Origin of the sequence: Synechococcus sp. R8-2 (assembly GCF_047461715.1) — a bacterium.
Lineage (GTDB): Bacteria > Cyanobacteriota > Cyanobacteriia > Thermostichales > Thermostichaceae > Thermostichus.
The window spans coordinates 1-11,200 of record NZ_JANSHQ010000219.1; the positions used below are offsets into that span (position 1 = coordinate 1).

The 11,200-nt window shown below is 59.4% G+C and carries 9 protein-coding genes and 1 tRNA gene; 4 read left to right on the plus strand and 6 right to left on the minus strand.

Annotated features, from left to right (window positions below):
- Nucleotides 1-34 precede the first annotated feature (34 nt).
- Together nadA and NW819_RS05925 are read left to right on the plus strand one after the other, a co-directional pair.
- Nucleotides 35-991 carry a quinolinate synthase NadA gene (nadA, locus tag NW819_RS05920; RefSeq protein ID WP_414413194.1) on the plus strand — a complete coding sequence of 319 codons (957 nt, stop codon included), beginning with the start codon at nt 35-37 and terminating at the stop codon, nt 989-991.
- 29 nt (nt 992-1,020) lie between these two features.
- On the plus strand, nt 1,021-2,514 hold the full coding sequence (locus NW819_RS05925; protein ID WP_414413190.1) for an L-aspartate oxidase: 1,494 nt from the start codon (nt 1,021-1,023) through the stop codon (nt 2,512-2,514).
- On the opposite strand, the gene gndA is transcribed toward NW819_RS05925, so the two are convergent.
- From gndA to NW819_RS05945, 4 genes are all read right to left on the minus strand, one after another.
- Nucleotides 2,511-3,929 (minus strand): NADP-dependent phosphogluconate dehydrogenase, encoded by a 1,419-nt coding sequence (gndA, locus tag NW819_RS05930; RefSeq protein ID WP_414413191.1) that lies wholly within the window; start codon nt 3,927-3,929, stop codon nt 2,511-2,513. The genes NW819_RS05925 and gndA overlap by 4 nt on opposite strands.
- Nucleotides 3,930-4,023: 94 nt before the next feature.
- The gene (locus NW819_RS05935) at nt 4,024-4,545 is read right to left on the minus strand and encodes a pentapeptide repeat-containing protein (protein WP_414329417.1); all 522 of its coding nucleotides are present in this window, start codon (nt 4,543-4,545) and stop codon (nt 4,024-4,026) included.
- A gap of 91 nt (nt 4,546-4,636) precedes the next feature.
- Nucleotides 4,637-5,839, minus strand: a complete 1,203-nt coding sequence (locus NW819_RS05940) for a carbohydrate ABC transporter permease (RefSeq protein WP_414329418.1) — start codon at nt 5,837-5,839, stop codon at nt 4,637-4,639.
- A gap of 111 nt (nt 5,840-5,950) precedes the next feature.
- Nucleotides 5,951-7,303, minus strand: coding sequence for an ABC transporter substrate-binding protein (locus tag NW819_RS05945; RefSeq protein ID WP_414342295.1), 1,353 nt, complete (start codon nt 7,301-7,303; stop codon nt 5,951-5,953).
- Between the two features lie 235 nt (nt 7,304-7,538).
- On the opposite strand from NW819_RS05945, the gene NW819_RS05950 reads away from it, so the two are divergent.
- On the plus strand, nt 7,539-8,180 hold the full coding sequence (locus tag NW819_RS05950; protein WP_414413192.1) for a hypothetical protein: 642 nt from the start codon (nt 7,539-7,541) through the stop codon (nt 8,178-8,180).
- 51 nt (nt 8,181-8,231) lie between these two features.
- Here NW819_RS05950 and NW819_RS05955 read toward each other — a convergent pair.
- Both NW819_RS05955 and NW819_RS05960 read right to left on the minus strand, forming a co-directional pair.
- Nucleotides 8,232-8,302, minus strand: a tRNA-Gly gene (locus NW819_RS05955).
- A 120-nt stretch (nt 8,303-8,422) separates the two neighbouring features.
- Nucleotides 8,423-8,866, minus strand: a complete 444-nt coding sequence (locus tag NW819_RS05960; protein ID WP_011434035.1) for a 2TM domain-containing protein — start codon at nt 8,864-8,866, stop codon at nt 8,423-8,425.
- Between the two features lie 236 nt (nt 8,867-9,102).
- On the opposite strand from NW819_RS05960, the gene NW819_RS05965 reads away from it, so the two are divergent.
- Nucleotides 9,103-11,040 carry a DICT sensory domain-containing protein gene (locus NW819_RS05965; protein ID WP_414413193.1) on the plus strand — a complete coding sequence of 646 codons (1,938 nt, stop codon included), beginning with the start codon at nt 9,103-9,105 and terminating at the stop codon, nt 11,038-11,040.
- Nucleotides 11,041-11,200: the final 160 nt, after the last annotated feature.

Genomic DNA, 11,200 nt, shown 5'->3' on the forward strand with positions numbered 1-11,200 from the left:
TGCTACGCAACGCTGTCGCGACAAGAAGTCGAAAATGAAGGGAGAAACCCCATTGCTACACAACACTGCCACAATCGTCCAGGAGATTGCCCGGCTCAAACAGGAAAGGCAGGCAGTTATCCTCGCGCATTCGTATCAGCTCCCTGAAGTTCAAGAGGTGGCGGACTTTGTGGGAGACTCCTTAGGACTGGCTCGGGAGGCTCAAAAGACGAGCGCCCAGGTGATTGTCTTTGCGGGCGTGCATTTTATGGCGGAGACGGCTGCCATCCTTAACCCGGAAAAGACGGTGCTGCTGCCGGATCTGGAGGCGGGCTGTTCCTTGGCCGATAGCATTCGCCCGCAAGATGTGCTGCGGTGGAAGGCAGCCTGCCCTGAGGGCCTGGTGGTGGCCTACGTCAACACCGCTGCCGAGATCAAGGCTCTGGCAGATGTCTGCGTAACCAGCGCCAACGCAGTTCAAGTGGTGGCCAGCCTGCCCCCGGATCGCCCCATCTTCTTCGTGCCGGATATGTTTCTGGGAGCCCACGTTGCTCAAGTAACCGGAAGGGAGCTGGATCTCTTTCCGGGAGAGTGCCACGTGCATGTTGGCATCCGGGAAGAGCACCTCAAGGCGATGGTGGAAGAGCACCCTGGAGCAGAGTTCCTCATTCACCCGGAGTGCAGTTGCGGCTCTAGCTGTCTCTTCCTCAAACCGGATGCCAAGCTGCTCTCCACCGAGGGCATGGTGCGCTACGCCAAAGCTTCAGAAAGCCGCGAGTTTGTGGTGGCCACCGAGGTGGGCATTCTTCACCGGCTCAAGAAAGAAGCTCCAGACAAAACGTTCATCCCTGTCAAGGCAGAAGCCGTCTGCGAGTACATGAAGAAGATTACCTTGGAAAAGATTTACCGCTCCCTGCAGGAGATGCGCTACGTGATCCAGGTGCCCCAGGAGGTGGCTGAGAAGGCTCGCCGTTCCATCCTGGCCATGCTGGCAGTGCCCGCCGGAGCCTAGAGGTGGAGGGGAAGAACGGGGCGCCGCCCTTGTTAGAAACAGACCTGTTGATCCTGGGAGCAGGGGTGGCGGGGGTGTACGCAGCCCTGTGGGCCGAAGCCCAGGGGGCGACAACTCTGGTGGTAAGCAAGGATCCCCTTCCCTCTGGCTCTACCCCTTGGGCGCAGGGTGGGGTGGCTTTTCCTGTGGATGAGGCGGACGTAGAAGCCCATATCCAAGACACCTTGCAAGCGGGCCGCGGCCTGGTGGAAGAAAAGGTGGCTCGCTCCATTGTGGAGGAAGCACCCTTGCACCTGGAGAGACTTTTGCGCTGGGGCCTTCCTTTCCATCCCCAACCTGTCCGGGAAGGGGGCCACTCCCAAGCGCGGGTACGCCATCTGGGGGGGGATCGGAGCGGACTGTGGCTTCTGAGAGGTTTGCTGGCTCGCCTCAACAGGCTGCCTTTGCAGGGCTACACAGCCCTAAGCCTTTTGCTGGCGGGGGACAGGGTAGGGGGGGCCTTGCTGCTTGGCCCTGGAGGGCCGGTGGAGGTGAGGGCCGGGGCAGTTCTCCTGGCTACGGGAGGATTTGGCAGCCTTTTCCCCGTCTCGACAGCTCCCCCGGGGGCCACCGGCGACGGAATAGTGCTGGCCTGGCGGGCAGGGGCCACTCTCAGGGATCTGGAGTTTGTGCAATTTCACCCCACGGCCTTGCCCAATGGAGCGCTGGTGAGCGAGGCAGTAAGAGGAGAAGGGGCTGTTCTCCTCAACGCCTTGGGGGAGCGTTTTATGCCTCGCTATGCGGAGCTGGGAGAGCTGGCGCCGCGGGATGTGGTAGCTCGGGCCGTTTTCTGGGAGCGGCAGCAGACAGGGGGAACCTACCTGGATCTGCGGGTCGTCGAACATCTGGAGGAGCGCTTTCCCACCGTTGTTGCCTCTGCCCGCGCCTTGGGGCTGGATCCCACGAAGGATCTGCTCCCAGTTGTTCCCGCGGCTCACTACGTGATGGGTGGGATCCGAACGGACACTTTCGGCTTCACCGGCCTGCCGGGCCTTTATGCTGCTGGGGAGGTGGCTTCCACGGGGCTACACGGGGCCAATCGTTTGGCTTCCAACAGTCTCTTGGAGGGGCTGGTCATGGGCAAGCGGGCCGCCTTGGCTGCCTTGCAAGATTTGGGAGAGGTGAGCTTTCCCCGACAGCTGCAGAGGCTACCCGTTCTGGCGACGTCTCCCGACATCCTGCCGGCTCTCAGGCAGCGAGTTGGGGAAGCTTTGGGCGTTGTGCGGGAGGGAACACGGCTGCGGGCTTTTCTGGCCTTTGTCAAGGCACTTCCCCTGCAGGAAAAGCCTTGGGCCAGCCGGGAAGAGGCTGAGGCAGGCAGTCTGCTTTTGCTGGCCCGTCTGGTAGCGCAGGGGGCGCTGCTGCGGGAAGAAAGCCGCGGGGCCCATTTCCGCGAGGATTTTCCTCAGGAAGGGGAGCCTTTCCATACGGAGGTGCGCGGTTCAACTTTTTTCCGGAGACCTCTTGATGCTACGCATCGCTAACGGCAACAGGCATTCCACTCATGGTGAAAGACGCCCGGCCTGTCGATGCGCTCGAAGGTGTGGGCCCCGAAGAAGTCCCGCTGGGCTTGGGTGAGGTTCTGGGGCAGGTTGGCGGTACGGTAGCTGTCGTAGTAGGCCAAAGAAGCGCTGATGGCCGGGATCGGGATCCCCAGGGCAGCCGCCGTGGACACCACCCGCCGCCAGGATCCCTGCCGCTCCCGGATGGCCTGCTCGAATTCCTCATCCAACAGCAGGTTCACCAGCTCTGGATCCCGTTTGTAGGCCGATTGGATCTCACCGAGGAGGCGGGCGCGGATGATACAGCCCCCCTTCCAAATCCGCGGAATCTCGCTGAAGGTGTAGACGTAGCCGTGGGCAACAGTGGCTCTTTTGAGCAGGGCCATCCCCTGAGCATAGGAGCAGATTTTGGAGCAATAGAGAGCAGCGCGCAGATCTTGGATAAAGCGATCGGGATCCCCTTCAAAAGTGGCGTCCGGCCCTTTCAACTGGGCAGAGGCAGCCACCCGCTCCTCTTTCATCGACGAGAGGATACGAGCTTGCACTGCCGCTTCGATGGTGGGCACCGCTACCCCCAGATCCAGAGCATCTTTGACCGTCCACAAACCGGTGCCTTTCTGCCCGGCCTTATCCAGAATGAGATCCACCAACGGCTTGCCGGTTTCCGGATCCAGGGTTTGGAAAATCTTGGCGGTAATTTCAATCAGGAAAGATTCCAGCTCCGTTTCATTCCAAGCCTGAAAAATCTCCTGCATCTGCGAGGCCGACAGCTTCAAGGCCCTGCGCATTAGGTCATAGACCTCGGCGATCAGCTGCATATCGCCGTATTCGATGCCGTTGTGCACCATCTTCACGTAGTGCCCGCCCCCTTTGGGCCCCAGGTAGGTGACACAGGGGCCGTCTGGCACTTGAGCAGCAATTTTGGTCAAGATGGGCTCCAGTTGTTGGTAAGCCTCTGGGCTGCAGCCGGGCATGAGGCTGGGGCCGTTCAGGGCTCCCTCTTCCCCGCCGCTCACTCCCATGCCGACAAAGTGGATCCCGGTGGGGGCGAGGGCTTCGGCACGGCGATCGGTGTCGGTGTAGAGGGAGTTGCCGCCGTCGATGATGATATCCCCCGGATCCAGCAGGGGTTTAAGCTCGTCAATCACCGCGTCTACCGGCGCACCCGCCTTGACCATGATCAAGAATTTGCGGGGCCGCTCCATCAGTTGCACCAATTCCGGCAGGCTGTAGGCGGGGGTGATCCGTTTGCCTTGGGCTCGCTCCCGCATGAACTGGTCGGTTTTGGAGCTGGTGCGGTTGTAGACGGCAACCGGGAAGCCATTGCGCTCGATGTTGAGGGCCAGGTTTTCCCCCATCACCGCCAGGCCGATCACCGCAAAGCTGGGCTTGCTCATGGTTGGGGCACTATCGACACCTCACCCAATCTAGAGGCCAATCTGACCGACGGGGCTCAGGGATCCTGTTTTCTTCACCTTTGCCGGCCCTGATTCAAGGGCAGCCCAAACTCTCACGGGTGGTTACGCCGGTTATCGGGTGGGATCCCTCAGCTCGCTCACACAACTGCCGCTTTGCCGCCCGATCCACATAGGCTTCGCTGAAATCGGCGCCGGCAATCTGCGCTCCTTGCCAAACCGCCCGTGCGGCAATGGCTCCCGTGAGCTTGGCCCCTCTGAGATCGGCTCCTGCCAAATTGGCCAGATCCAAAAGGCTATTGCTCAAATCGGCACCGGATAGGTTGGCCCCCGCCAGATTGGCCTTGGTGAATGCCGCCCCCGAAAGGTTGGCCCCGTGCAGATCGGCGCCCTGCAGGTTGGCGCTGACAAAGCTGCTGCCCCGCCAATCTTGGCCGGATAGATCTTGACCTTGCAGATCGGCGTTGTTGAAGTTGAGACGGGCTTGGCTGCCCGCTATGGAGCCCCAGAGGAGCCAAAGCAGCAGAGTGGCCGCCAGCAGCATGCCCAGCTTCCCGAAGTCGCGCCAGCAAGTCGAGGCGTTGGATTTTGGGGCCATCGAGGATCCCTAGATTCTCTACCCCCATTCTTGCCGATTTTCCCCTTGCCCACTGAGAACTGGGATCATTGCGTTGCAGCAGAGACAGCCGTTATCCGCCGTAGGTTACATTCCGCTCGGTGGTGCGAAATTGCAGGATCGTCAGCCCCACCACAATGAGAAACAGGACGATGGATTGCGCGGCAGCCCTACCCAAATTGCCTGAAGACACTCCGATTTTGTAGATCTCGTAGATCAACACCGAGGTGGATCCGGAAGGGCCCCCAGCAGTCAGCAAGTCAATGGTGCCAAAGATATCGAAAAACGCATAGGTCATGTTGGTAATCACCAAAAAGAAGGTGATGGGAGAAAGCAGCGGTAGGGTGATGGCAAAAAAGCGACGCACTGCCCCGGCCCCGTCGATGGCAGCCGCTTCCAGCAAATCCTTGGGCAGGTTTTGCAGGCCGGCAAGGTAAAACAAAATGTTGTAGCCCATCTGCTTCCAAACGCTGGCAAAGATCACCACCCAAGGGGCCAAGTTGGGATCGCTGAGCCAGTTTAAACGGGGGATCCCCACCAGGCCCAGCAAATGGTTGGCCACCCCTCCCAAGGGGTTGAACATGATAAAGAAGATGATCCCGGCCACCGCCGGAGAGATGGCGTAGGGCCAGATCAGCAACACCCGATAAATCGCCGCCCCCCGAATCGGCTGATAGGCCAGCGTGGCAATCAACAGGGATCCGCTCAACCCCAGCACCACGATGGCCGCCGAAATGGCAAAGGTAATCCCCAGGCTGCGCAGATAGGTGGAATCCGTCAGCAAAGCGGTAAAGTTATCCACACAGACGAAGCGGCTGCGCGGCGCCCCCACAAACGTGAGCAGGGTGGAAAGGCGGAAGGTATCCAGCCCTGGGTAGTAGAGAAACACCACCAAGATCGTGAAGGTGGGCAACAAGAGCAGCCACGCCAGCCACCACTGCTTAAAGATGCCCCTCTCCTGAACAGCTGGGCCGGGGATCCCCAGGCGGCGCTCCTGCTCCTTCTGCGTCCACGCCAACAGCGGCCAGAGGGGAATGGCCATGCCCGCCAGCACCAGCCCCACGCCAAAGGCCATGTCGATGGCCTTGCGCTCCGGCTCAAAAGTGCAAAAATCCAGGGGCGCCATAAAAATCAGGGATCCCAGCCCTCCTGCTAGGCCCCCCAGCACTGCCCCCACCGGCACAGGCCACTCGATGCGTCGAAAACGGAGCCCCATCCAGAGGGATCCCAGCAACCCTGCCAACAGCGGCACCAACACTTGGACGAATCCCAACATGCCTCTCACCTCGGCTGTGCTCTTCACAAGAGCCTTATCAAAGCCCGGAAAGGGGCAGGCCGCCGCCCACCCCCATCCCTCAATAACACCCCTGGCCCATCGACATCCAGGTTACTGGTAGAGGGAGTTGTACTCGGCCAGAAGGCGGTTGGCCTCCTGGTTGGCCTTGGCCATGGCCTGGGCCGGATCCCCGCCTTTAAGCATCAGATCTTCCATGGTTTGGGTCACCACGTTGCGAATTTCGGGGAAAGCCCCCAGCAGCGCCCCACGGGTGGCAGGGGTCACCTTGGAATTGTTGATTTGGTCGCTGGCGGTGAAGAAGTTGGGGTTTTCCTTGAACCAGCCCTTCGACTCCAGCAAGGCTACCGAGCTTTTCCGAATGGGCAAGTAGCCGGTCACTTGGTGCCACTCGGCAGCATTTTCGGTGTTATTGAGCCACAGCATGAAGGTCAGCGCCCCCTCTTCCACCTCCTTGGGCAGATCCTTCACCAGCCAGAGGCTGGCTCCCCCGATCAAGTTCCCCGTCCAACCCTTGTCGGCGTTGTAGGGCATGCGGGTGGTGACCAGCTCGATGTTGTTCTGCTTGGCGGCATTGGTGATGTTGGCGGCATCGGCGCTGCTGGTGATGGCCATGGCGACGGTACCGGTCTGGATGGCCTGCTCGGTGGCTGCCCAATCCCGCTGCTTGCCGCTGTAGATGTAGTAGCCTTTGTCATACATCCCTTTCCACCAGGTGGCGATGGCAATTGACGGCTCCGAGTCCAAAAAGACCTGGGTGGCACGGGCGGCACGGCCATTGTCGTTGTTGGCCAAGAGGGCATTCTGCTGGGCCATCCACTGCTCGTAGAACCAGCCGTGATTGGGCCAGGTCACACAGCCCTGGGGAGCGTCGGGGAGGGCCATGATCTTTTGACAAGCAGCCTCCAGCTCTTGCCAGGTGGCCGGCGGCTTTTCGATCCCTGCCTTCTTCAAGATGGCCGTGTTGGAGTAGAGAATGGGGCTGGAGCTGTTCCAGGGCATGGACGTAAATTTGCCATCCAGGGTGTAGTAGCTCACCACCGGCTCGATAAAATCGTCGAAATTCACTGGGATCCCGTTCACTTCGGTGCGATTGCCCAGAGCCTCGGCAATGGACTTGAAGTAACCAAAATCCCGTGCCCGCTGGGTGCCCACCTCAAACCATTGCACCACCGAAGGAGCAGCATTTTGTTGAATGGCCAGGTCGGTGGCTTGCTGAATTTCTTCGTAGTTGCCGTAGCCTTCGACCGTAACTTTGTATTGAGGAAATTGTTTGTTGAACTCTGCCGCTTTTTCGCGGGCCCAATCCAGGCGGTTGTCGGTAAAGGCAATCCAAACTTTGACTTCGGCAGGAGACTGAGCAAAGCTGTCGGCAGCCAGAAGAGCAGCAGCAGACGCAGCCACCAGGCCAGCCGCAACAGCCAGGAAAGTACGACGGGTATTCATAGAAAAATGCAGTCGCATTCGCTAAAGGCACCTCTGAGATTACAGCACCGACATTAAGAGCAGGTTATGTCTGGCTGGGATCCCCTCGGGAGGTGAACCCTCAGGCCAAAGTCAGAGTCAGATGAGGTGAGCACCTAGCCTGGGTCATGATTGGCAATTTCTCAAGGGGTCTCGAAAAATGAGAATGAAAATGAAAACCGCAAGCTTTTGCCTGTTATTGGTTACTGCCCTCCTGATGGCGCTTGCTCCCTTTGCGCAGGCTCGCCCCCGTCAACGCACTGCCACAGCCACCACGCCAACGGGTGGATCCCTGGCCCCGCGCGGTGGGCGCACCTTCACTCACTCCGGCACCTACACTCGCACCGGGCCAAGTGGCAGATCGGGTAGTGGCACCTATTCCGGCCAGGGATCCCGGCAATTCATTCCCGGTCAGGGGGTGGAAGGAGACTATTCCGGCCAAGTCACTACCCAACAAGGTCAGACCTGGAACCTGAACCATCAGCACACCACTACTCACACACATGAGGGTTGGCAACGGCAGGGCAGCACCACCCTGCAAAACGCCGAGGGCAAGACGGTGGGCAGCAGCTCGAGCCTTATCGAGGGCCAAGCGGGGCAAGGCTGGCAGCACAGCGGCCAATTCAACAATGCTCGCGGCCAAACCTACACCACCGAGTCGAGCAGTACACCGACCGGGCCAGGACACTGGCAGCGGGAAACTCGCGTCTTCAATGCCCAAGGGGATCTGCTCGGTGGCTCTGATACCGATGTGCAGTACCGATTTGTACCAGGGCAAGGCTGGGTGAAAACAGTAGAAGGCAAGACTCTAAAGGGTCAACCCATCCGCCGCACCACCACGATCGGCCCCAACCTGTGAAGAAGAATCTGAAGGGCACTTTAAGGGATCCCTTAGGATTTTGTGGGAGGAAGCGGGCGGACGGAATCGAACCGACAACAGCAGTTTGGAAGACTGCGGTTTTACCATTAAACTACGCCCGCACGGGCATTCAGCGATGCTGAATATCTATGGTAGCATCTCTCGGCGGTGCCCCTTCCCACTCAGAGTTTGGAGAAAAATCCATCTCCATCAGCGGGACAGACTTCTCCGATAGGCTGGGCTTACTTGCTCTGGAGATCTTTCTGGCGTTTCCTTTGCCATTGGCGAAACTCTTTCTCGTAGCGTTCACCCTCGGTTTGGTAGGCGTTCCAGCCCTTGAGGGCAACGGTCAAGCCCCACCCCATGAGTATAAACAGCGACCAAGATAGCCCTCCACCGGAGAGCCAGTCTAAGCCCAGCAAAAAGCTGTTGACAATTCCATAGCGGCCCAGCAGTTGGTAAAACTGCCGACGGCGGTAGCGCTGGAATTCTCGGTGTTGGCTGTTCAGCTCTTGCCAGGCCTTCCATTCCTGCTCGGCCAAGTCCAGCTCTTGGGGGGAGATCCCCAGTTCGGCAGCCATCTCCTGCAGTTGGGAGCGGGTGAACTCGCCCAGGCGTGGCTGGCGGGCAATGGCCCGCTGGAGGATCTGCTGCACGTCCTCTTGGCTGTACCGGGATCCCGACATTTGGCTGACTTACATATAACTTCGTAAACTTTATATCTCTTAGTTTGGGCTAGCTGGATCTTGCGCCTTATGAAGCTCCCTCCGCCGCGGGATCCCAACCGTTAGACTAAACCTAGACTGCGAGCCTCCTTCTCTGGGGTTAAGTGTCCCTGTACTGCCTGTGATCTGTGCTTGCCAGTAGGGTTATGGCTTCCACCCGCTCTAGATCTTACCTTCGCCAGAGTCGTACCTCCCTATTGAGCGATCTGCTGCAGGCTTTGCCGCACCTGCGCCCACAACTGTATTTCAAATCCTCTTTGGTTGCCCTCAGCCACGCCATTGAGGATCAGGTGCTGCAAGGGCAGGGATCCCCGTGGGTATTCGCTAACTTTCAAAAGGAGCGCTACTACCGCCAGGAGGCACGGCGCTACCAGCGCATCAGCGCAATGGCCCAAGACGTGTTTGTGTTGGCGACCCCAGAAAAGGATTTTGCTCAGACAGACCTGCCCTACCACACCATTCCCTTGGATCCAGAGGATCCCTTGGTGCAGGAGTGGCACTTGATCGTCATCGATGCCCACTATGCCACCTGCCTCGTGTGTCGAGAACGCTTGCAGATGCAGCGGGAGCGTCCTTGGCAAAGCAGCGATATGGATGCAGCTCGCCAATTTGATGGGATCTGGTCATTTGATCGTCAGATTACAGTCCAAGCGGCTTTGGCCCTGTTGCCCAAGATCCTCAGTTACCGACCGGATCTGGAACCTCGCCTTGAGCCCCTTCGCCAGTACCTCAAGGGATCCCCGCAAAACTCCGCCAGCCAACTGAATCCAGGCCCCTTTACCGAGCGGCTGATCACCTATCTCCAGGCAGGGCAATACAAGCTGCAGCGGGCCTACCGCACCATTCGGGCGCAAGAGCGCAAAGAGCATCTGATCAACCGCATCAGCAGTGCCATTCGCCAGTCTTTGGATCCCGGCGAGATTTTGGCAATTGCTGTGCAGGAGCTGGGGCAGGTGGCAGAGGTGGGGCGATGTTTGATCTACCGTTACGATGGCCAGGCCCCTGCTGTTCAGATTGAGCAGGAGTACCGCACCCTAACGATGGGCAGCCTTAAGGGATCCCTGTGGCCTCTTCCCAGCAACCCTTTTTTGCGGGAGGCAATGGCCTCGGCACAAGCGGTGTGCTGCGAGGATACCCAAAAGGATCCCCGCCTGCAGCGAGTGCCGGAGCTGTGGCAGCCGGCCCAAATTCGGGCTTGGGTGGCCATGCCGATTCTCTATCAAGGGCGGTTGCTGGGCCTATTGGAGCTACACCACGAACACCCTCACCGCTGGCAGCCGGCCACTCTGGAGTTGGCAGAAGCCATTGCCAACCAAGTGGGGGTAGCCCTCTTGCAGGCAGAAGCCTATCAGCACCTAGAAGAGCTCAATCGCCAGTTGGCAGCTCTGGATCAGGCCAAATCAGAGCTGATTGCCGTGACCGGACACGAGCTGCGCACCCCGCTGTCCACCATTCAGGTGTGTTTGGAGTCTTTGGCCAGCGACCCCGACATGCCCCTGGAGATGCGCCAGGAAATGTTGAACACAGCCCTGCAAGATGCCGATCGGCTGCGGGAGTTGGTGCAGGACTTTCTCACCCTCTCCAAGCTGGAAAGTGGTCGCGTTCGCTGGCATATCGAGCCGTTGTCTGCTCAAGAATGTGTGGAGCTGGCCCTGAGCAATGTCAAAGCGCGACGGCGGCACGAAGACTTGCCCACCATCGAGCAGGTGCTGCCCAAACGGCTGCCAATGGTTAGGGCGGATGGGGAGTGGCTGGTGGAGGTGTTGCGTAAGCTGCTGGACAATGCCTGCAAATTTACCCCTTCCACCGGACGGATCTGGATTCGGGCAGAAGTGGAGCCACCAGCCGGTGGATCGACGGGGGCGATGGTGAAGTTCACTGTTGCCGACACCGGGCGCGGCATTGAGCCAGACCGGTTGCAAGCCATCTTCGAGCGGTTTTATCAAGCAGAGGGATCCCTGCGGCGCTCGGTGGGTGGGACGGGCTTGGGGCTAGCCATTTGCCGACTGATCATTGAGGCCATGGGGGGGCGCATCTGGGCAGAATCGGGGGGGATCAATCAGGGCAGTGCCTTCCACTTCACCCTGCCGATAGCGCACCCACACACCCAAGGACAGCCCTCGATCGCTGCTTGAGACTCGAAAGGTGAAGGACCACCGGCCCACTTTGCCTCTGGGATCCACCTGGCAAATTCCAGCTCGAATATCAAATCCCACAAATGGCAATAAAGCTGTTCCCCAGCCCCCCTCTTCTTTGGCAGAAGGGCTGAGAGTGGTCGCGTCAGCGGCGCGGAGC